The sequence below is a fragment of the Cellulomonas sp. Root137 genome (assembly GCF_001426725.1).
Classification (GTDB): domain Bacteria; phylum Actinomycetota; class Actinomycetes; order Actinomycetales; family Cellulomonadaceae; genus Cellulomonas.
The window spans coordinates 2,532,288-2,552,479 of the sequence record NZ_LMFG01000001.1; the positions used below are offsets into that span (position 1 = coordinate 2,532,288).

Sequence of the window (20,192 nt, forward strand, 5' to 3'; positions counted from 1 at the left end):
AACGACACCCATGACCAGCACCCAGGATCGCGCACCCGCGATCCGCCTCCAGAGCCTGGAGAAGTCCTACGGCGATCTGCACGTCCTGCGGGGCGTCGACTTCGACGTGGCGCCCGGCAGCATCTTCGCGCTGCTCGGGTCCAACGGAGCCGGCAAGACGACGATCGTGCGGATCCTGTCCACGCTGCTGAAGCCGGACGCCGGGACCGCCACGGTCAACGGCTTCGACGTCACGACGGACCCGCTGCGGGTCCGTGAGTCCATCAGCCTGACCGGCCAGTTCGCCGCGGTCGACGAGATCCTCTCCGGCAAGGAGAACCTCGTGCTGGTGGCCAAGCTGCGACACCTTCCGGCGCCCGACCGGATCGCCGACGACCTCCTCGCGCGTTTCAGCCTCACGGAGGCCGGATCCCGCAGGGTGGCGATGTACTCCGGAGGCATGCGTCGCCGCCTCGACATCGCCATGAGCCTGGTCGGACGGCCCGAGGTGCTCTTCCTCGACGAGCCGACCACGGGGCTGGACCCCGAGGCGCGCATCGAGGTGTGGCAGGTCATCAAGGAGCTGGCCGCGCGGGGGACCACCGTCCTGCTCACCACCCAGTACCTCGACGAGGCCGAGCAGCTGGCCGACCGCATCGCGATCCTCCACGAGGGCCGCATCATCGCGAACGGCACCCTCGGGGAGCTCAAGCAGCTCCTGCCGCCCGCGACCGTCGAGTACGTCGAGAAGCAGCCGAGCCTGGAGGAGATCTTCCTGGCCCTCGTCGGGAAGGACGTGTCATGACCACCACCCACTTCATCGGAGACACCGCGGACCTGACCGGCCGCTCCCTGCGGCACATCACCCGCAGCGTGGACACGATCATCACGACGGCGGTCACGCCGATCGCGCTCATGCTCCTGTTCGTCTACGTGTTCGGCGGGGCGATCCGGTCCGGCACCGACAACTACGTCAACTACCTGCTGCCCGGCATCCTCCTGATCGCGATCGCGTCCGGGATCGCCTACACGGCCGTCCGCCTGTTCACCGACCTGCAGAGCGGGATCTTCGAGCGGTTCCACTCGATGCCCATCTCCCGGCCGTCGGTGCTCTGGGCGCACGTGCTGACCTCGCTGGCGTCCAACGGGATCACGATCGTGATCATCGTGCTGGTGGGCCTGCTCATGGGGTTCCGCACGTCGGCGGGGATCGGCGCGTGGCTGGCGGTCGCCGGGATCCTGACCCTGTTCACGCTGGCGCTCACGTGGGTCGCCGTCATCGCCGGCCTCTCGGCGAAGTCCGTGGACGGAGCCGCCGGGTTCTCCTACCCGCTGATCTTCCTGCCGTTCATCAGCTCGGCCTTCGTCCCCACGGAGACGATGTCGGGTCCCGTGCGGTGGTTCGCGGAGAACCAGCCGGTGACCTCGATCGTCAACACGATCCAGGACCTGTTCTCCGGGCAGCCGGTCGGGAACGACATCTGGATCGCCCTGGCGTGGTGCGTCGGGATCCTCGTCGTCGCCTACGTGTTCGCGATGCGCACCTACCGGCGCAAGATCAGCTGAGAGGCGTCGATCCTCGTCCGGTCACCCGCGGTGACCGGACGAGGATCGCGTCACGACTGCTCGACGCGCTGCAGGGTGAGCTCGACCACCTGGTACGGCTCGTGCCCAGGCACGACGTTGTGCATGGTGATCGTCGCGTCCTGCGGCCGGACGTGGATGTGCCAGCCCCAGTCCGGTCCGGACTCCGCGGGGTAGGAACCCTCCAGTCGCACCCCGCCGGTGTCGTCGACGCCGCCGCTGAAGGTCATCCACGTCCCACCGGTGTGCCAGGAGTCGACCCAGACGGCCTGCGCACCGTCAGCCGACGCGTCTCCACCGACCAGCAGGAGGCCGTCCTGCGCGGCGTCGCCGTCGGACCAGGTGTGAGCGATCGACACGAAGCGCGCCGCCGTCACGCCGACGGTCGCGGTCGCCGCGGAGGCCTGGTAGTCGTCGGTCGGCATCAGGCGCAGGCGGTTCGTGCCCTGCCAGGTGCCGAACAGCGGGGTGAGGTGATCGACGATGCTCATGCCTGACGGTACCGACCCGCGTCTCGAGCAGGCGCATCCCGAAGAGCGGCACGAGCCGAGCAGGTAGAACCCGACGCGACGACGTCCGCCCACCCGCGGTTGGCCGCGAGGGGGCCCCTGTAGGTCGGAAGGACAATGCGGCCCATGGAGCCGGGCCGGACCGCGCGGATCCCGGGACCACAGACCCGGTTTCACCGGGCTGGGAGGCACGGCGGCGCCGACCCGAGGATCGCGACGTCCACCACCGCGTCCACCAAGTCCGGACCGGAGACCAGCGGTGCGTCGTTGTGGTCCGCTGCGGGCACCACGACCTCGACGACCTCCCGCCGCGCCTCCCGGGCGGCGTCCGCGACGGACCGGCTCAGACCGGGCGGGACGGTGGTGTCCGCGCCCCCGAGCACGACTGCGACGGGCATGGTCGTGCGGCGCACGGCGGCGACGACGTCGAACCGGTCGAGCAGCAGGGCCCCCACCGGCACGCGGTAGGCGGCCCGCGCGGCGTCGGCGAGCGTCGTGAACGGGGACCGCAGGACGAGCGCGGCGGGCGGGTGCTCGGCGGCCAGCCCGGCGGCGACCGCGGCACCGAGGCTCTCTCCGAGGTAGATCAGAGACGTCTCGGGAACGCCTGCGTCGAGCAGGTACGCGCGGGCGGCCCGGGCGTCGCGGGTCAGACCCGCCTCGGACGGCGATCCCGGGTTCCCCCCGTAGCCCCGGTACTCCAGCAGGAGGACCCCGAAGCCCGCGGAGGCGAGCGCCGCAGCGAGCGGAGCGCGGGAACCGCGATGGCCACCGTTGCCCGGCATCACGAGAACCGTCGACGTGCAGCCCTCCGGTGCCGGCAGGTGCCACGCCGTGAGCGTCAGCCCGTCGGTGGTCCGCAGGGAGACCTCCCTGGCTCCCGGCAGCGCGTCGTCCACCGCGGGAGGAGAGCTCCGGTCCGGGACGAAGACGAGCGAGCGCTGGAACGCGAGAACCAGTCCGATGCCGACGAGGAGCACGACCGCGACGACCGCGGCGACCCGCGGCAGGGCCCGACGACCGTGCGTCCGCTCCGCCATGGTCCGATCGTCTCTCCGCGGAGGCGCCTATCCGAGCGTCGCCGGTTCGGGCGCCTGCAGGAACTCCAGGATCTCGCGGGCGGCGCGCGCGCTGGAGACCGTGGCCGCGTGGCTGTTGCCCGGCAGCAGACGGAGTGCCCCGCGGGGCAGGTCCGAGGCCGTGCGTCTGAACAGGTCGGGCCCGTAGTAGCCGTCGGCGGTCCCTCCGATCACCAGCGTCGGTGCACCGATGCGGTCCAGAGATCCGGTCAGGTCGAAGGCGTCCTCGGCCTCGATCGTCCGCACGAGGTCGTCGGCCTGCTGACGGGTGAGGGGTCGGGCCGTCAGGGGGACGAGCGTGCGCATCGCCAGGCGCGACGCGGCGGACGAGAAGACAGCCGGGACGGTCGCCGCCATGGCGCGCCGATAGCGGCCCTCGCGCACGAGCGCTGCTTGCGTGCGCTGGACGGCGCGTCCCTGGTCCGACAGTCGGCACGCCCCCGCGAGGAGCACGAGGCGACGCACGCAGCCGGGATGGTCGAGCGCCAGCTGCAGCCCGATGGACGCACCCGTGGAGACACCGATGACGTCGACAGGCAGAGCGAGCTCGCCGGCGAGGGCCTGCGCGTGCTGCGACGCCAGCTGTGCCATCGTGCAGCCGGTCGCGATGCCGGGGGAGCGTCGCACGACGAGCACGGTCCGGTGCGCGGCGAGGCGACGGTAGGGGCGCAGCTCGAACGTCCGCGCGGGACCGGCCGGGTTCGTCGTGCCGCCCGTGCCGTCGAGTCCGGCCAGCACGACGACCGGGGGTCCCGACCCGATCGCGAGGTACGGCAGGCCTCCGGCCAGCGTCCCCTCCCGGACCGTCGACCCCACCGCGGGCCTTCCGCGTACCCGCGCGGCCATCAGCCCTCCGACGCCGCCCGCTCGTGGGTACCCTGCACGCCCGGTTCGACGGCCCTGCGCCTCCAGGGGCGGCGCAGCAGGGTGGCCAGCGCCACGACGATCCCGATCAGGCTGCCGACGATCCCGAGGCCGAGCAGGATCCGCACGACGAGCTCCCAGTCGAACGACTGGTCCTCGAAGGCGAACGGGAACACCCGCCACAACGCGATCAGCGGGAGGAGTCCGACGGCCGGGACGATGGCGTCGCCGGCCGCCCGCAGCCACGGCGGGTCGACGAGGACGTAGACCAGGTTCGCCACGAGCCCGACGGCGATCGAGAGGTTGACCAGCGGCAGCACGCTGCCGAGCTCGGGTGTCAGGAACGGTACGACCTGCCAGCCCGGGCTGATGTTGACGAGCCACAGGATCGCGCCGTCGACCAGCGCGCCGATGAGGTAGCCGACCCGTCGTGCGGACCGGGGCGGGCGTGGGCGCGAGGACGTTGCAGCTTCGCCGACTGTGCTCACGGGATGCTCCCTCCGGTGCGGGGACCTCACCTCGAGGCTCTCGCCACACTCGCAGCGGGGGACAGGGCCGAAGGTCACCGGAGGCGCGCGTCGTGGCTCAGCGGGCACCGACTGCCCACGGGTCGACCGGATCGGGCTAGGGTGCGAAGACCTGGCTCGCTGACGGGGTGTGGTGCGGACATGGACGAGGATCGGGTCGCCGAGTTCCGTCGGTTGCACGGTGCGGGGTGCTTCGTGATGCCGAACCCGTGGGACGTCGGGAGCGCACGGCTCCTGGAAGCGCTGGGGTTCACGGCGTTGGCCACGACGAGTGCCGGCTTGGCCTGGTCGCTCGGCCTCCCGGATGCCCGAGTCACCCGCGATCAGACGCTCGAGCATCTCCGTCAGATCGCCGGGGCCGTGTCGGTGCCGGTCAACGCGGACTTCAAGGACGGGTACGCGGTGGACCCCGCCGGAGTCGCGGCGAACGTGAAGCTGGCCGCGGCGACGGGGATCGCCGGACTCTCGATCGAGGACTCGTCAGGGGATGAGGCCCATCCGCTGTTCGACTTCGAGCTGGCCGTGGCGCGGGTGGCCGCCGCGCGCCGAGCGATCGACGAGAGCGGCACGGGGATCGTGCTGACGGGCCGCTCCGAGGGGTTCGTCTGCGGCCGTCCCGACATCGACGAGACGATCCGAAGGCTCCGTGCGTACGCGGACGCCGGCGCGGACTGCCTCTACGCTCCGCGGATCGACAACCTGGAGCACGTGTCCGCCATCGTGGCCGCGGTGTCACCGAAGCCGGTGAACCTCCTGATCAACTCTCCGTTCACCACGGTTGCCGAGGCCGCGCGGCTCGGGGTCCGCCGTATCAGCGTGGGGGGCACGCTCGCGCGGACCGCGTGGGACGGAGTTCTGGCGGCCGCCAGGGAGATCGCGGAGCAGGGGACGTTCACGCGCTTCGAGCGCCTCCCCGATGTCGAGGCCCTGTTCGGCGACTGAGAGCGCGGGCACGCGGACCCGCCGTCCGCAGATATGCGTTCGATCTCGGACATTTCGCGTGAGTCTCGAGATCCAGGAGCCGCAGGTCGCGTGTCAGGACGACATCGCGCGACGACGCGCGCTTAACCTGCCCACGGCCGCGCCAGCTCCCTGTCCCCGACACCGGCCGTCCCACACATGTCGATGCCCTTTTGCGAGACACCGGTCCGGCCGACGGCGTCGTCTGCCGTGCCGAGCCGTCGGCTGCGGCGTCGGACGGGTGCCGTCCTTCTCGCGGCGGTGATCGCCCTGACGGGGACCGGAGGGGCCAGCTACGCCGACGGCATCGACGACCGCCGTGCCGAGGCCGAACGGCGCAGCAGCGAAGCCGACCGGCGCGCCGAGGAGCTGGAAGCGTCCATCGAGGGTCTCAGCAGCGAGCTGAGCCAAGCCGCGCTCGACCTGCAGGCCACCCAGGCGCGCCTGCCCGCGGCACAGGCCGAGCTCGAGGACGCTCGCGCGGCCCTGGAGGCGACCCAGCGCGAGGCAGCCATCCTCGCCAGCCGGCTCCAGGACGCGACGGACCTGCGAGGCAGCCTCACCGCGACCATCGCTGCCGACCGGGCCGACGAGAAGGAGCTTCGCGCGGCCGTGGGAGCGATGGCGCGGGAGGCGTACCGGGGCGCACCCGGGGTCTCCGCGATGGACGTGATGCTCGATGCCAAGGACGCCACCGACTTCCTCGACAACGCGCGGCTGGTCGATGCGGCGCTGCGCAGCCAGGCGCGTGTCCTGGACGAGCTGCGCCAGGTCGATGCGAACAACCGCAACAGCGAGGCCCGGCTGGGCGCCGTGAGCGATCGCGTCGCCGAGCTGAAGGAGCAGGCCGAGGCCAACGTCGTCGCCGCCGACGAAGCCCGACAGGTCGCGCAGACGCGCGAGGACGAGATCAACCAGCTCATCGCCGACCAGAGCGCCAGGCAGGACGCGATCGCCTCGCTCAAGGCGCAGGCCGAGGCCGAGCAGGCGGAGATCGACGCCGAGCGGGCCACCATCGAGCGCGAGCTCGTCGCGATCATCGCCGAGCAACGGGCCGCCCGCGAGGCTGCCGAGGCCGCGGCACGAGCCGCCGAGGCTGCTGCCCGTGCGGCCGCCGAGGCCGCTGCACGTGCCGCCGCGGAAGCCGCCGGGCGCGAGCCGCCGCCCCCGGCACCTCCGCCGGCGCCGGTGCCGCCCCCGTCGGGATCGGTGTCCGGAGCGCTGTTCGCCAACCCGACCTCGATCAACCCCATGTACGTGACCTCGGAGTACGGCATGCGGTTGCACCCGATCCTGGGCTACGTGCGCCTGCACGCCGGCATCGACCTGCGCACCGGGTGCAACACGCCCTTGTACGCGCCGCGCGACGCGACGGTGCTCTGGTCGCAGTGGCGCAACGGCTTCGGCAACCAGGTCATGCTCGACTACGGGACGGTCGGGGGGAACTCGGTCATGAGCAGCTCGAACCACCTGACCCGCTCGATCGTCCGGGCAGGACAGGGCGTCTCCAAGGGAGAGCTGATCGGCTACTCCGGGAACACGGGCCTCTCCGGTGCGTGCCACCTGCACTTCGAGGTCTACGTGAACGGCTCGACCGTGAACCCGCGACCTCTGCTGGGCCGCTGAGCGGCTGGCGGACGGCAAGATCGGAGCATGCGCCTGGTGCTGCTCGCCGACACCCACGTCCCCCGGAGGGCGCGTGACCTCCCCGGTGTCGCCTGGGAGGCCGTGGACGAGGCGGACGTCGTGGTGCACGCCGGCGACTGGGTGTCCGACGAGTTCTGCGACGTGCTCGCCCGGCGGTCCCGCCGGCTGGTCGGCTGCCACGGCAACAACGACGGTCCCACTCTGCACCGACTGCTGCCGAGGGTCGCGCGCGTCGACCTGGACGGCCTCCGGCTCGGCGTCGTGCACGAGACGGGACCGGCGACGGGCCGCGAGCGCCGGTGCGACGCCGCGTACCCGCGCCTCGACGTGCTGGTCTTCGGACACAGCCACATCCCGTGGGACTCGATCACCCCGGCGGGGCTGCGCCTGCTGAACCCCGGATCGCCGACGGACCGCCGGCGTCAGCCGTTCGCGACGTTCATGACGGCGGAGATCCGAGCCGGTGCCCTCGTCGACGTCGTGCTGCACCAGGTCGACCGGCCACAACGCTCCTGACCGGCCCCACGGCCCATGCAGATGGGTGCGGCGGGGAGGACGTCCTCCCCGCCGCACCGCGTCCGTCAGCCGGCGGTCGTGCTCCAGCGGGCGACCTGCTCGCCGACGGCGGCGGCGAGGGCCTCGAGATCGCGCCGCACCTGACGGCGCGATCTCGCTGCCCGTGCGGCGCCGGCGATGCCGTGCGGCTCAAGGTCGGACTCGGCCGTCAGCACGACCAAGGTCTGGCGGGCACCGCGGGGAACCAGGTGCGCGGACACCCGGTACTCGACCCCGTTCCACGCCCCGTACCCGCCCGCGGCCTCCGCGGGGGAGAAGGTGTCGAGCGTGACGGCCGCGTGTTCCAGGTGCCAGACCGGAGGTTCGGTCGGCGCACCGGCGGCGGTCGTCAGGGCGCGCCACGCGAGGTCCGGGTTCACGGGTATCTCGATGCTCGCGGAGGTCTCCTTCGGCACGCCCATGGCTCCATCATCCGCCCGGAGCGCCGGAGTGGTGGTGCTCACGGCTGGGCCAGCACGGTTCCGGCCCGGACCGCCTCCACGACGTCGGCGATCGCCCGCACGGAGAACGTGGCACCGTGACGGTCGTCCACCAGCCCGGAGTGGGTGGTGTCGGCAGTCCGCAACGCGCTGTTCGTGGACAGCTGGCTGAACCGCTGCTGGGCTGCGTAGCCGGCCGCGTCGGTCGCTTCCTTGTCGGCGAGGGTGACCACGACGAGCGGGCGCGACCCCAGCGTGGTCAGGGTGCGGGCCTGCGGGAAGACCCGCGCGTACTCCGAGACCTCGTCGACGGTGTTCGTCGCGGCCCGTGCGGTGGACTCGAAGGCCTGGAAGGCAGCCGCCGCGCGCGCGTCGAGGTTGGTGCCGGCCGACGAGGGCATGAGCTGCGCCAGCCCCATGCGAGCGAGCGAGGGCAGGAGAGCCAGGGGTCCGCTGCCTCCGCCGGCCTTGCCCGCCAGGCTCGCCTCGAGCAGGTACGGGTTCGTGGCGTCGAGCAGGACCATCCCGGCGACGTCGTCGGGGTGCTCCGCGGCATAGGTCATGGCGTAGAGGCCGCCGGACGAGTGCCCCACGAGGACGTACGGTCCCGGCTCGCCCGACTTCTCGAGCAGGGCGTGGAGGTCGGCCGCGATCCCCAGCGCGTCGCGCGAGGCGTCGGTGTCGTCGCTCCAGCCCTGGCCGGCGCGGTCGTACGCGCAGACACGGGACGTCACGCTGACGTCGTCGGCGATCCCGCTCCAGGAGCTCGACATCTCGCCGAGGCCGCCTTCGAGGACGACGGTCGGCGCCCCGGTCCCCGAGCAGTGGAGGTGCAGGGTGCGCCCGCCGATGTCCACGGAGCGGCCCGGCATCGGCATCGACGCCGAGTCTGACGTCACGCGCACGGTCTCGACGAGGCCGCCCAGGGAGACCAGTGCGAGCAACACGAGGGCGGGCAGCACCAGCCACGCGCGTGCCTTCGAGTGGAGCGAGCGGGTGGCTCGGACTGCGGTCCACGCGGCCAGTGCGAGCATCGCAGGCGCCCACACCCAGCCGGCCGTCGTCAGTGCGGCGTCGTCCGGTGCGGTGGCGGCCAGGACGATCCCCGTCACGCCCATCACCGCGGCGGGGACGGCAGCCCACCGCTGGGGCTCGTCGGTGCGTCGACTCGACAGGACGGCCAGCAGGGCCCAGCCGAGGGCGAACCCGATCAGCCCGGAGCCTGTGAGCACCGGCTCGGGAGCCCCGCGGAACGCAGCCACGAGCGTCAGCAGCAGCGCGCTCGAGGCGCCGATCGCGAAGGACAGTGCCGTGAGCCGGCCGAGCCGCCCGGGTGCGGAGCTCGTTGCCTGTGGCGCCTGGTGGTGAGCCTCGGGAAGGGTCGTGGTGGTCATGATGTGTCGCTCCTCGCGCTGCTGCGGGCAGTCACCGGTCGGCACGGGTCCTGTCGACCTCGCCAGCGTCGTCGCGTCGCACCGCGCTCACCCCGGTCAAAGTGCCGGGTTCGGGCCGCCACCCGCGAGTAGCGTCGACCCGTGCTGCACGGGCGGGACGTCGAACGGGCCACGCTGCTCGCGCTCGTCCACGAGGCGTGTGCGGGCCGGGCCGGTGCCCTGGTGCTCCATGGTGATCCCGGTATCGGCAAGACCGCGCTGCTCGATGACGTGGCCGCTGCCGCGAGCGGGGTGCTGGTCCTGCGGACCGGGGGACTGGAGTCCGAGTCCCCTCTCGCCTTCGCCGCCCTCCACCGTCTCCTGCGGCCCGTGCTCTCGCTGATCGAGCGGATCCCCGCCCCGCAGGCCGATGCGCTCGGCGCCGCACTCGGCCGGCGCGACGTGGGCCGGGTCGACCCGTTCCTCGTGGCGGTCGCGACCCTGTCGGTGCTGACCGAGGCCGCGGAGCTCCAGCCGGTGCTCGTCGTCGTCGACGACGCACACTGGCTCGACGCAGCCTCCGCCGATGCGCTGCTGTTCACCGCGCGCCGGCTGCAGGCCGACCGCGTGGTGATGCTCTTCTCGGTGCGGGACGGGGCCGCCACCTCGTTCCGCCACGAGGGCGTCCCGTCCCTGGTGGTCGGTCGGCTCGACAGGGAGTCGGCCGGGGCTCTGATCGCCGAGAAGGCGGGTCTCCCGGCCGCCCACGACGTCCTCGACCTGCTGGTGGTCCAGAGCGACGGCAACCCGTTGGCGCTCGGCGAGCTGGCGGGCACGCTGACGTCTGCGCAGCTCACCGGCGACGCACCCGTGCCCGATCGTCTGCTCCTCACCGCGGACATGGAGCGGGCCTTCCTCGAGCGCGCACGACGCCTGCCGGATCCGGCTCAGGGCGTCCTCCTGATCGTGGCCGCGGACGACTCAGGGCGGATCGCCACGGTCCGTCGGGCGGCGGTGATCCTCGGGCTCGGCGAGGACGCGCTGGAGCAGGCCGAGAGCTCCGGGCTGGTGGACACGGACGGCGACACCCTGCGCGTCCGCCATCCGCTGGTGCGTTCGGCGATCCACCAGGCGGCCACCGGGAGCGAACGGCGTTCCGTGCACCGCGCACTCGCTGCAGCACTCGAGGGCCACGGCGAGCCCGACCGTCAGGCGTGGCACGCCGGGGCGGCCGCCGAGGGCCCTGACGCGATGCTCGCCGCTTCGCTGCACGCCGCCGGCGCCGGCGCCGAACAGCGGGGCGGGTACGTCGCCGCCGCGGACTTCTGGGAACGCTCGGCCGAGCTGACGCCCGACACCGAGCTGCGAGCGTCGCGGCGGTTCGCTGCCGCCCGCAACGCCTGGGCCGCCGGTCAGGTGTCTCGGACCCGGCTGCTCGCGTCCGCCGCGCGCGGTGAGACGGGGGACCCGGCCCTCCTCGCCGACATCGACCGCCTCCGAGGGCGGATCGAGGTCACCATGGGTTCAGGCTCCGCCGCCCACCGCATCTATGCCACGGCGGCGCTGGCCGCTGCCACCCGTGCACCGGGTCGCGCACTCGATCTGGCCGTTGCCGCTGCCGGGCTCGCTGCCTACGGAGGCGACAGCGGTCTCACCGTGGATCCCGACGTGATCGCCGACCGACCGCTCGGAGGGGTCAGCGCGCGCGACCGGACCCTCCACACGCTGTTGCGCGCCATGACGTCGGCATCGCAGGGGCGCTGGGCCGACGCCGTGAACGAGTTCCGAGCCGCGCTGGACGAGGGCGTCACCAGTGGAGACCCGGACGTCCTGGCCCACCTCGGACAGGCTGCCGTCCACCTCGGCGACGACGTCGCTGCCGCGCGCTGCTTCGCCGCGATGCTCGACGGGGCGCGCGAGCACGGTGCCGGGATGACCGTGCTGTACGCGCTGCCCCGGCTCGCGTTCCCGCAGTTCCTCCTCGGGCAGTGGTCGACGGTGCTGCGGCTCGCCGACGAGGCGCACGCGCTGAGCCGCAGCACCGGACACACCGCTCTGGCGGCGACGCCCCTGGCATGGCTCGCGCTCCTGGCCGCGCTGCGCGGTGAGGCGGTCGATCCCGACCAGCTCGCCGAGCTGGACGACATCGTGGATCGCCACCCTCTCGGGATCCTGGCCGGCCCGACGAGCGACCTTCGGCGATGGGCGGACGGAGCGCGCGCCGCGCAGTCCGGCGCGCACCACGCCGCCCACCATCACCTCAGCCAGATACAGATCCCCGCGCTCGCTCGGATGGCCGCGATCGACCGGATCGACGCTGCGGTGCGCGCGGGCGAGATCGATCATGCCCGCGCCTGGGTCGACGAGCTGGTCCCGTTCGCCCAGTCGACCCGTTGGCCCTGGGCGCTCGGGGCCGTGGACCACGGCAGGGCACTGGTGGCGAAGGATGCCGACGCAGCGGGTCTCTTCGAGCGCTCGATCGGGCACTACGCCCACGCCCGGCGGCCCTTCGACCTGGCGCGCACGCACCTCGCGTACGGGGAGCACCTGCGACGCGCCCAGCAGCGCATCGATGCGCGCACCCACCTGCGTCGGGCGCTGGAGATGTTCGAGGACCTGCGCGCTGGACCCCTGGGCACCCGGGCAGCGAACGAGCTGCGGGCCTCGGGGGAGACGGCGCGCAAGCGTGACGTCTCCACCCTGGTCACGCTCACGCCCATGGAGCGGCAGGTCGCGCAGCTGGTCAGTCAGGGACTGTCCAACAAGGAGGTCGCCGCCCAGTGCTGGGTGTCGCCCAGGACCGTCGCCTTCCACCTGCGCAACTGCTTCGCGAAGACCGGTGTGACATCGCGGGGAGCGCTCGCGCAGCTGACCCTCTCCTGACGGGCGACACCGGGATCGACGCACCCATCCACATGGCCCTGACAGCGAGGGCCGTCACTCCTCGAAGATGTAGCCCATCCCTGGCTGCGTGATGATGTGCCGCGGGTGCGCCGGGTCCTGCTCGAGCTTGCGTCGGAGCAGTGCCGAGTAGACGCGCAGGTAGTTGGTCTCATCGGAGTATCCGGGTCCCCAGACGTCCTGGAGGAGCTGGCGGCGCCCGACGAGGCGGCCGCGGTTGCGGACCAGGACCTCGAGCATCGACCACTCCGTCGGGCTGAGCCGCACCTCGACGCCGTCGCGCAGGACGCGCTTGCGGGCGAGGTCGACGGTCAGCGCGCCGGCGACCACGACCGCATCGTCGGAGTCGGCGGGTACCGTCGATCGGCGGACGGCTGCACGCAGGCGAGCGAGCAGCTCGTTCATGGCGAACGGTTTGGTGACGTAGTCGTCGGCGCCGGCGTCGAGGGCGTCGACCTTGTCCTCGCCGTGCTGCCGCGCGGACAGGACGACGATCGGGACGCGGCTCCAGCCGCGGATGGCGGTGATGACGTCCAGCCCGCTCATGTCCGGCAGGCCGAGGTCGAGGAGCACCACGTCAGGGGCGTGCGACGCGGCGCTCGAGATGGCTGACGCCCCGTCGCCGGCGGTCGTCACGTCCCAGCCGGACGCGCGCAGCGTGATCGACAGGGCGTGGGCAAGTCCGGGTTCGTCGTCGACCACCAGGATCTTGTTGCCGGCCATCACGCACCTGCCTCGTCGAGGGGGACGGTCACCAGCATGGTCAGGCCGCCTCCGGGGGTGTTCTCGACGCTCAGCTCGGCGCCGACGGCGGTCGCGAGGCCGTCGGCGACCGCCAGACCGAGGCCGAGTCCGTTGCCGGTGGTGTCGCCGAGTCGCTGGAAGGCGTCGAACATGTGGTCCTTGAGCTCGTCCGGGATGCCGGGACCCTTGTCGACGACACGCACGACGATCCCACGCCCGACGGTCGAGGCGCTGACGACGACAGCGCTGTCGGCAGGTGCGTGGCGCACGGCGTTCGAGACGAGGTTCGCGACGACCCGCTCCAGGAGTCCTGGGTCGGTGTGCACCAGGGGGAGATCGTCGGGCAGGTCGAGGACGACTGCGCCGGGAGAGTAGCCCTCGACCGCGAACGGCACGATCTCGTCGAGGCTCGTGGCCCGCAGCACGGGACGGACGCTGCCGGTCTGGAGGCGGGACAGGTCGAGCAGGTTGTCGATCAGTCGTTCCAGCCGCGCGGTGGACTCTTCGAGCGTGCCGACGAGGGCGGTCCGGTCGGCCTCGTCGAGGTGCAGGTCCGTCGAGGTGAGGCCGTCCACCGACGCGCGGATGGTCGCCAGGGGGGTGCGCAGGTCGTGCGAGACCGCGGCCAGCAGGGCAGTGCGGGTGGCGTCCGCCTCACCGAGGATCCGTGCCTGCTCGGCCCGGGCACGCAGCCGTTCCTGCTCGAGCACGATGCCGACCTGCGAGGCGAAGGCCTCGAGCACGCGGCGGTCGCTCGCGGGCAGGATGCGACCGCTCAGGGTGAGCACGCGCTCCTCGTCGACGACCAGGACGGCTGTCGCGGTCTCGGGGTCGAGAGGGGGATCGGTGCCGTCGGTCGCCAGGACGTCCCAGCGGGATCCGTTCTTCGCCAGGAGCGCGACGGCTTCGAGCGTGAACGTCTCCCGCAGGCGCGCCACCAGGGCGGCCGCGGTGTCCTCGCCGGAGAGCACCGACCGGGAGACGGCGGCGAGCGCGGACGCTTCGGCCCTTGCGCGGAACGCTTCGGTCGTGCGCCGGGCGGCGATGTCCACGACTGAGGCGACCCCCGCTGCCACCAGCACGAACACGCCGAGGGCGAGTGCGTTCTCCGGTTCGGCGATCGTCAGCCGGCCGGTCGGCAGCGTGAAGAACCAGTTGAGCAGGACGAAGCCGACCACGGCGCTGACGATGGCCGGCCACAGTCCGCCGACCAGCGCGACCAGGACGGTGAGCGCGAGGAAGAGCATCAGGTCGGTGGGGAGGCTGACCATGTCCTGCAGGGCGCTGAGCGCGATGGTGAGCAGCACGGGTCCGACGAGAGCGAGAACCCAGCCACCGACCCGGCGGGGACGCGACAGGGGGGACGTTCGACCGAGGTGGCGGCGGCCGGAGCGGGCGCGCTCGTGGGTGACCAGGTGGACGTCGATCATCCCGGCGAGGCGAGCGATCTCGGTGCCGTTGCTCTCCCGTACCGCCTCACGCCAGCGGCTTCGTCGAGAGACTCCGACGACGATCATCGTGGCGTTGACCCCGCGTGCGAAGTCGACCACGGCCGTGGGCACGTCCTCGCCGACGACCGTGTGGAACGTGCCACCGAGGGACTCGACCAGACGGCGCTGCTCTGCGATGCGCGCCGGCGGGGCGCTGGGCAGGCCGTCGGTGGCCAGGACGTGGACGGCGAGCAGCTCGGAGCCGGCGGCACGTTGGGCGATCCGGGCGCCGCGGCGCAGCAGGGTGTCGCCCTCGGGGCCGCCGGTGACGGCGACGACGACCCGTTCGCGCGCCGGCCACGGCGACTCGATCCTGTGCTCGCGCCGGTAGGTGGTCAGCGCGTCGTCGACGCGGTCCGCGAGCCACAGCAGCGCGAGCTCGCGCAGGGCGGTGAGGTTGCCCACCCGGAAGTACTGGGTGAGCGAGGCATCGATCTGCTCGGCCCGGTAGACGTTGCCGTGCGCGAGCCTGCGGCGCAGTGCTTCCGGAGGCAGGTCGACGAGCTGGATCTGGTCGGCGTCCCGCACGACGTGGTCGGGCACGGTCTCGCGCTGCTTCACGCCGGTGATGGCCTCGACGTCATCGTTCAGCGACTCCAGGTGCTGCACGTTGACCGTCGTGACCACGTCGATGCCGGCGTCGAGGATGTCGTGCACGTCCTGCCAGCGCTTCAGGTGCAGGCTGCCCGGGACGTTGGTGTGCGCGAGCTCGTCGATCATCGCGACCTGCGGCGCCCGTGCGAGGAGAGCCTCGACGTCGAGCTCGGTGAACTCGCTGCCGCGATGCGTCAGCACGCGCCGCGGCAGCACCTCGAGACCCTCCAGCAGCGCGGCGGTCGCGAGCCTGCCGTGCGCCTCGACGAGGCCCACCACCACGTCGGTCCCGCGGGACAGGCGGCGGTGGGCCTCGTCGAGCATCGCGTACGTCTTGCCGACACCGGGAGCGGCGCCGAGATAGACGGTCAACCGACCCCGACGCGGGCGGTCCGCACCCGAGCCGTCGTCGTCGGGCCTGATCATGAGCCCAGTGTCTCCAGGGCGAGGTTGAGGCGCAGGACATTGACCCGCGGCTCGCCGAGGACGCCGAGATCGCGACCCACCGTCGCTGAGGCGACCAGGGTGCGCAGGTCCTCGTCGGAGATCGCTCGCTCCCGCGCGATCCGGGCCACCTGCAGGTCGGCGTAGGCGGGGGAGATGTCGGGGTCGAGCCCCGACGCGGATGCGGTCAGCGCGTCCGCGGGGACGTCCTCCGGGTCGACACCCTCCTCGGTGGCGACCGCGGCGCGGCGTTCGACGATGGTGGCGACGAGGTCCGGGTTGAGCGGTCCGAGGTTGGACCCGGCCGAGGCCAGGGTGTCGTACCCGTCGCCGGCGGCGGACGGGCGGGAGTGGAACCACTGCGGCCCGTCGAACGACTGGCCGATCAGCAACGAGCCGACCGAGTCGTCCGCGCTGGTCGCATGCTCACCCGAGGCGGACACCAACGACCCGTCGGCCTGCCAGCGGAACAGCAGCTGGGAGACCCCGGTGACGGCCAGCGGGTAGACCAGGCCGAGGACCACGGTGAGCACGAGCAGCACCCGCAGCCCGGCCCAGGTCTGCCGGGCGAAGGAGACGGTGTCGGAGCCCGTCGAGTGGTGCGGGCGCAGGACGGTGGTCATCAGGACATCCCCAGGGCAGTGACGAGCAGGTCGATGAGCTTGATCCCGGCGAACGGGGCGATGACGCCGCCGAGGCCGTAGACCAGGAGGTTGCGGCGCAGCAGCGCGGACGCCGACGAAGGTCGGTATCGGACCCCGCGCAGCGCCAGCGGCAGCAGCGCCACGATGATCAGCGCGTTGAAGACGACGGCCGACAGGATCGCTGACTGCGGACTGCTCAGGTGCATGACGTTCAGCACGCCGAGCTGCGGGAACGCCACGACGAACATCGCGGGCAGGATCGCGAAGTACTTCGCGACGTCGTTGGCCACCGAGAACGTCGTGAGGGCGCCGCGGGTGATGAGCAGCTGCTTGCCGATCTCCACGATCTCGAGCAGCTTGGTCGGGTTCGAGTCGAGGTCGACCATGTTCCCGGCCTCCTTGGCCGCGGTCGTCCCCGTGTTCATGGCGACCCCGACGTCGGCCTGGGCGAGCGCGGGTGCGTCGTTGGTGCCGTCCCCGGCCATCGCGACCAGTCGCCCGCCCTCCTGCTCCCGGCGGATCAGAGCGAGCTTGTCCTCGGGCGTCGCCTCGGCCAGCACGTCGTCGACGCCGGCCTCGGCACCGATGGCCCTCGCGGTGAGCGGGTTGTCGCCGGTGACCATGACGGTGCGGATGCCCATGGCACGCAGGGCGTCGAACCGCTCGCGCATGCCCTCCTTCACGACGTCCTTGAGGTGGATCACCCCGAGCACGCGTGCCGGACGGTCGCCGAGCTGTTCGGCGACGACCAGCGGAGTACCGCCCGAGGCGGAGATCGCGTCCACCGTGGCAGCGACGTCGTCGCCGGCGTGCCCACCCGTGGACCGGACCCAGTGGGCGACCGCGGCGGCGGCTCCCTTGCGCACGAGGCGCGCGGGGCGGTCCCCGGTCGCGGGGAGGTCCACGCCGCTCATCCGGGTCCGCGCCTGGAACGGCACCAGCTCGGCGCCGACCAGGTCGCCCTCGGGTCGCTCGCGCAGCCCGAAGCGCTCCTTGACCAGGACCAGGACCGAGCGCCCCTCGGGGGTCTCGTCGGCCATCGAGGACAGCTGCGCCGCGTCGGCGAGCAGCGCGGGGTCGATGCCGGCGGCGGGCAGAAGATCGGCTGCCTGGCGGTTGCCGAGCGTGATGGTGCCGGTCTTGTCCAGCAGCAGGACATCGACGTCGCCGGCGGCCTCGACCGCGCGACCGGACATCGCGAGCACGTTGCGCCGCACGAGGCGGTCCATGCCCGCGATGCCGATCGCGGACAGCAGCGCCCCGATGGTCGTCGGGATCAGACAGACCAGGAGTGCGACCAGCACGATGAGTGGCTGCCGGGCGCCCGAGTAGACGGCGAACGGCTGCAGGGTGACCACGGCGAGCAGGAAGATGATCGTCAGGGTGGTGAGCAGGACGTTCAGGGCCACCTCGTTCGGGGTCTTCTGCCGCTCCGAGCCCTCCACCAGCGCGATCATCCGGTCCACGAACGTCTGACCCGCGGGCGCGGTGATGCGCACGACGATCCGGTCGGACAGGACGACCGTGCCACCCGTGACCGCGGACCGGTCCCCGCCGGACTCGCGGATGACGGGGGCGGACTCGCCGGTGATCGCGGACTCGTCGACGCTCGCCACGCCCTCGATGACGTCGCCGTCGCCGGGGATCGTCTCGCCGGCGACGACGATGACGACGTCTCCGACCTTGAGCGTGGACGAGGCGACCTGGACCGTCTCGTCGCCGGGGACGACCTTGCGGGCCGTCGTCTCGCGCTGTGTCGCGCGCAGGCTGGCGGCTTGAGCCTTCCCGCGGCCCTCGGCCACGGACTCCGCGAGCGTGGCGAAGACGACCGTGAGCCAGAGCCAGACCGCGATGGACCACGCGAACGGGCTCGGCTCGGCGAGGGCGAGCACGGTGGTGAACGCGGCGCCGACCTCGACGACGAACATGACGGGGGAGTCCCACAGGCGGCGAGGGTCCAGCCCCCGGAGGGCACCCGGCAACGCGGCGGCGAGCTGCCGCGCGGACAGCGTCGACGCGGCGGCCGGCACGACGTGCGGCGTGGTCGCCGGCTTCTCGACAACGGTGGTGCTCATGACAGGGACTCCACGACGGGACCGAGGGACAGGACAGGGACGAAGGTGAGACCGACCACCACGAGCGTCACGGTCACCAGGAGGCCGACGAACAGCGGGGTGTGCGTCGGCAGGGTGCCGGCGCCTTCCGGGGTCGTCCTCTGGTGCGCGAACCGTCCGGCGAGGGCCAGGACGAGCGCGATGGGCACGAACCGGCCGATGAGCATCGCCAGGCCGAGCAGGGTGTTGTAGAACGGCGTGCCGCTGGTCAGACCACCGAACGCGGACCCGTTGTTGTTCCCGGCGGAGGCGAACGCATAGACGACCTCCGAGAGCCCGTGCGGACCGACCTGCAGCTGCCCGGCCAGCCCGGCCGGCGTCGAGATCGCGAGGGCGGAGCCGAGCAGGACGACCGCGGGCATCGTCAGCACGTACAGCGCGACCAGGGTGATCTCCTGGCGGCCGATCTTCTTGCCCAGGTACTCCGGGGTGCGCCCCACCATGAGCCCGGCAAGGAACACGGCGACGATGATCAGCACGACCATCCCGACCAGCCCGCTGCCGACCCCGCCGGGGGAGACCTCGCCGAGCAGCATCCCGAGCAGCGCGACACCGCCGCCCTGGGCGGTCAGGGAGTCGTGCGTCGAGTTGACCGCGCCGGTCGAGGTCATCGTGGTCGACGCGGCGAACAGGGCAGAGGCCGCCTCGCCGAAGCGGACCTCCTTGCCTTCCATCGCGCCACCGGCGGCCGCGGGGGCCAGGCCGGGGCCGGCCATCTCGGCCCAGGTGAGCAGGCCGACGGCGGCGACCCACAGGGTCGACATCGCAGCGAGGATCGCCCAGCCCTGCCTGCGGTCGCCGACCATGCGGCCGAACATGCGCGGCAGCGTGAACGGGATGAGCAGCATGAGGACGACGGCGAACGCGTTGGTCCACGGCGTGGGGTTCTCGAACGGGTGGGCGGAGTTGGCGTTGAAGAACCCGCCACCGTTGGTGCCCAGCTGCTTGATCGCCTCCTGCGAGGCGACGGGTCCCCCGAGCACCGCCTGGGTGCTGCCCGCGAGCGTCGTGATCTCGGTGGGGGCGTGCAGGTTCTGGATCACGCCGCCGGCCACCAGCACCAGGGCCGCGACGAACGCCAGCGGGAGCAGGATGCGGACGGTTCCCCGCACCAGGTCGGCCCAGAAGTTCCCGACGCGGCCGTCGGTTCCGGACCGTGCGAACCCTCGGGCCAGTGCTGCGACGACGGCGAGGCCGACCGCTGCTGACAGGAAGTTCTGCACGGCGAGCCCAGCCATCTGCATGAGGTGCCCGATCGCGGCCTCGCCGGAGTACCACTGCCAGTTCGTGTTCGTGACGAACGAGACGGCCGTGTTCCAGGCGCCGGCCGGGTCCAGCGGCGCCATGCCGATGTCGAGGGGAAGCCGGTCCTGCAGGCGGCCCAGCCCGAACAGGAGCAGGACGGACGCGAGGGAGAACCCGAGCAGGGAGAGCAGGTACGTGCTCCACTTCTGCTCGGCGTCGGGGTCCACCCGCATGACCCGGTAGCCGACGCGTTCGACGGCGAGGTGCCTCGTCGAGGTCATCACCCGGAACATGTGGTCGCCGAGCGGCCTGTGCGCGGCGGCCAGGACCAGGACGACGATCCCGATCTGACCGACCGCGATCCACGTCGCGCTCATCGGACCTTGTCCGAACGCAACAGCTGGACGACCAGGTACACCAGGAGGGCGCCGGCCACGACGAGGCCGGCGACGTCGAACCCGCTCATGAGCGGTCCGCGCGGCGTGCGAGCAACGCGACG

At 72.3% G+C, this 20,192-nt stretch carries 17 protein-coding genes; 6 read left to right on the top strand and 11 right to left on the bottom strand.

All coding sequences use genetic code 11. The features are described from left to right. Positions 1–10: 10 nt before the first annotated feature. Both ASD18_RS11885 and ASD18_RS11890 read left to right on the top strand, forming a co-directional pair. Positions 11–784: an ABC transporter ATP-binding protein gene (locus tag ASD18_RS11885; protein WP_056090980.1), complete on the top strand. Its 774-nt coding sequence runs from the start codon at positions 11–13 to the stop codon at positions 782–784. Next, positions 781–1,545: an ABC transporter permease gene (locus ASD18_RS11890; RefSeq protein WP_056090983.1), complete on the top strand. Its 765-nt coding sequence runs from the start codon at positions 781–783 to the stop codon at positions 1,543–1,545. The genes ASD18_RS11885 and ASD18_RS11890 overlap by 4 nt, the downstream gene beginning before the upstream one ends. A gap of 50 nt (positions 1,546–1,595) precedes the next feature. Here the strand turns inward: ASD18_RS11890 and ASD18_RS11895 are convergent, their stop codons facing one another. The 4 genes from ASD18_RS11895 to ASD18_RS11910 all read right to left on the bottom strand — a co-directional run bounded on the left by ASD18_RS11895 (position 1,596) and on the right by ASD18_RS11910 (position 4,503). Then, entirely contained in the window at positions 1,596–2,054 is a 459-nt protein-coding gene (locus ASD18_RS11895) for a DUF1579 family protein (RefSeq protein ID WP_056090987.1), read from the bottom strand. A gap of 191 nt (positions 2,055–2,245) precedes the next feature. After that, positions 2,246–3,112, bottom strand: a complete 867-nt coding sequence (locus ASD18_RS11900) for an alpha/beta hydrolase (RefSeq protein ID WP_056090989.1) — start codon at positions 3,110–3,112, stop codon at positions 2,246–2,248. A gap of 27 nt (positions 3,113–3,139) precedes the next feature. Then, complete coding sequence (locus ASD18_RS11905; RefSeq protein WP_082573812.1) at positions 3,140–3,997, bottom strand: alpha/beta fold hydrolase; 858 nt, start codon at positions 3,995–3,997, stop codon at positions 3,140–3,142. Beyond that, positions 3,997–4,503 (bottom strand): hypothetical protein, encoded by a 507-nt coding sequence (locus ASD18_RS11910; protein WP_200938540.1) that lies wholly within the window; start codon positions 4,501–4,503, stop codon positions 3,997–3,999. Before ASD18_RS11910 ends, ASD18_RS11905 begins: the two co-directional genes overlap by 1 nt. A gap of 180 nt (positions 4,504–4,683) precedes the next feature. Here ASD18_RS11910 and ASD18_RS11915 point away from each other — a divergent pair, with 180 nt between their 5' ends. From ASD18_RS11915 to ASD18_RS11925, 3 genes are all read left to right on the top strand, one after another. Continuing rightward, positions 4,684–5,484: an isocitrate lyase/phosphoenolpyruvate mutase family protein gene (locus tag ASD18_RS11915; protein ID WP_056090998.1), complete on the top strand. Its 801-nt coding sequence runs from the start codon at positions 4,684–4,686 to the stop codon at positions 5,482–5,484. Positions 5,485–5,763: 279 nt separating this feature from the next. Next, entirely contained in the window at positions 5,764–7,128 is a 1,365-nt protein-coding gene (locus tag ASD18_RS11920; RefSeq protein ID WP_156387947.1) for a M23 family metallopeptidase, read from the top strand. Positions 7,129–7,155: 27 nt separating this feature from the next. Then, a complete protein-coding gene (locus ASD18_RS11925; protein ID WP_056091001.1) occupies positions 7,156–7,665 on the top strand; it encodes a metallophosphoesterase in 510 nt (169 codons plus the stop codon). A 65-nt stretch (positions 7,666–7,730) separates the two neighbouring features. Here the strand turns inward: ASD18_RS11925 and ASD18_RS11930 are convergent, their stop codons facing one another. Together ASD18_RS11930 and ASD18_RS21770 are read right to left on the bottom strand one after the other, a co-directional pair. After that, positions 7,731–8,126, bottom strand: coding sequence for a hypothetical protein (locus tag ASD18_RS11930; protein ID WP_056091004.1), 396 nt, complete (start codon positions 8,124–8,126; stop codon positions 7,731–7,733). A gap of 38 nt (positions 8,127–8,164) precedes the next feature. After that, positions 8,165–9,538: an alpha/beta fold hydrolase gene (locus ASD18_RS21770; protein WP_156387948.1), complete on the bottom strand. Its 1,374-nt coding sequence runs from the start codon at positions 9,536–9,538 to the stop codon at positions 8,165–8,167. A gap of 141 nt (positions 9,539–9,679) precedes the next feature. Here ASD18_RS21770 and ASD18_RS11940 point away from each other — a divergent pair, with 141 nt between their 5' ends. Continuing rightward, positions 9,680–12,400, top strand: coding sequence for a helix-turn-helix transcriptional regulator (locus tag ASD18_RS11940; RefSeq protein WP_056091012.1), 2,721 nt, complete (start codon positions 9,680–9,682; stop codon positions 12,398–12,400). Between the two features lie 54 nt (positions 12,401–12,454). Here the strand turns inward: ASD18_RS11940 and ASD18_RS11945 are convergent, their stop codons facing one another. Genes ASD18_RS11945 through kdpA form a run of 5 tightly spaced genes read right to left on the bottom strand, consistent with a single transcriptional unit; the run spans position 12,455 to position 20,070 of the window. Further along, positions 12,455–13,141, bottom strand: coding sequence for a response regulator (locus ASD18_RS11945; protein ID WP_056091016.1), 687 nt, complete (start codon positions 13,139–13,141; stop codon positions 12,455–12,457). Continuing rightward, positions 13,141–15,672 carry a sensor histidine kinase KdpD gene (locus ASD18_RS11950; RefSeq protein WP_056091020.1) on the bottom strand — a complete coding sequence of 844 codons (2,532 nt, stop codon included), beginning with the start codon at positions 15,670–15,672 and terminating at the stop codon, positions 13,141–13,143. Before ASD18_RS11950 ends, ASD18_RS11945 begins: the two co-directional genes overlap by 1 nt. After that, positions 15,669–16,313 (bottom strand): potassium-transporting ATPase subunit KdpC, encoded by a 645-nt coding sequence (gene kdpC, locus ASD18_RS11955; protein ID WP_082573814.1) that lies wholly within the window; start codon positions 16,311–16,313, stop codon positions 15,669–15,671. The genes ASD18_RS11950 and kdpC overlap by 4 nt, the downstream gene beginning before the upstream one ends. Further along, on the bottom strand, positions 16,313–18,409 hold the full coding sequence (kdpB, locus tag ASD18_RS11960; RefSeq protein WP_056091025.1) for a potassium-transporting ATPase subunit KdpB: 2,097 nt from the start codon (positions 18,407–18,409) through the stop codon (positions 16,313–16,315). Before kdpB ends, kdpC begins: the two co-directional genes overlap by 1 nt. Beyond that, a complete protein-coding gene (kdpA, locus tag ASD18_RS11965; RefSeq protein ID WP_056091029.1) occupies positions 18,406–20,070 on the bottom strand; it encodes a potassium-transporting ATPase subunit KdpA in 1,665 nt (554 codons plus the stop codon). Before kdpA ends, kdpB begins: the two co-directional genes overlap by 4 nt. Positions 20,071–20,192: the final 122 nt, after the last annotated feature.

Excerpts from the sequence above, each read along its gene's own strand:
- ASD18_RS11885 (WP_056090980.1), top strand. The coding sequence starts at position 11 with ATGACCAGCACCCAGGATCGCGCACCCGCGATCCGCCTCCAGAGCCTG.
- ASD18_RS11890 (WP_056090983.1), top strand. The coding sequence starts at position 781 with ATGACCACCACCCACTTCATCGGAGACACCGCGGACCTGACCGGCCGC.
- ASD18_RS11895 (WP_056090987.1), bottom strand. The coding sequence starts at position 2,054 with ATGAGCATCGTCGATCACCTCACCCCGCTGTTCGGCACCTGGCAGGGC.
- ASD18_RS11900 (WP_056090989.1), bottom strand. The coding sequence starts at position 3,112 with ATGGCGGAGCGGACGCACGGTCGTCGGGCCCTGCCGCGGGTCGCCGCG.
- ASD18_RS11905 (WP_082573812.1), bottom strand. The coding sequence starts at position 3,997 with ATGGCCGCGCGGGTACGCGGAAGGCCCGCGGTGGGGTCGACGGTCCGG.
- ASD18_RS11915 (WP_056090998.1), top strand. The coding sequence starts at position 4,684 with ATGGACGAGGATCGGGTCGCCGAGTTCCGTCGGTTGCACGGTGCGGGG.
- ASD18_RS11925 (WP_056091001.1), top strand. The coding sequence starts at position 7,156 with ATGCGCCTGGTGCTGCTCGCCGACACCCACGTCCCCCGGAGGGCGCGT.
- ASD18_RS11930 (WP_056091004.1), bottom strand. The coding sequence starts at position 8,126 with ATGGGCGTGCCGAAGGAGACCTCCGCGAGCATCGAGATACCCGTGAAC.
- ASD18_RS21770 (WP_156387948.1), bottom strand. The coding sequence starts at position 9,538 with ATGACCACCACGACCCTTCCCGAGGCTCACCACCAGGCGCCACAGGCA.
- ASD18_RS11945 (WP_056091016.1), bottom strand. The coding sequence starts at position 13,141 with ATGGCCGGCAACAAGATCCTGGTGGTCGACGACGAACCCGGACTTGCC.
- ASD18_RS11950 (WP_056091020.1), bottom strand. The coding sequence starts at position 15,672 with ATGATCAGGCCCGACGACGACGGCTCGGGTGCGGACCGCCCGCGTCGG.
- kdpC (WP_082573814.1), bottom strand. The coding sequence starts at position 16,313 with ATGACCACCGTCCTGCGCCCGCACCACTCGACGGGCTCCGACACCGTC.
- kdpB (WP_056091025.1), bottom strand. The coding sequence starts at position 18,409 with ATGAGCACCACCGTTGTCGAGAAGCCGGCGACCACGCCGCACGTCGTG.
- kdpA (WP_056091029.1), bottom strand. The coding sequence starts at position 20,070 with ATGAGCGCGACGTGGATCGCGGTCGGTCAGATCGGGATCGTCGTCCTG.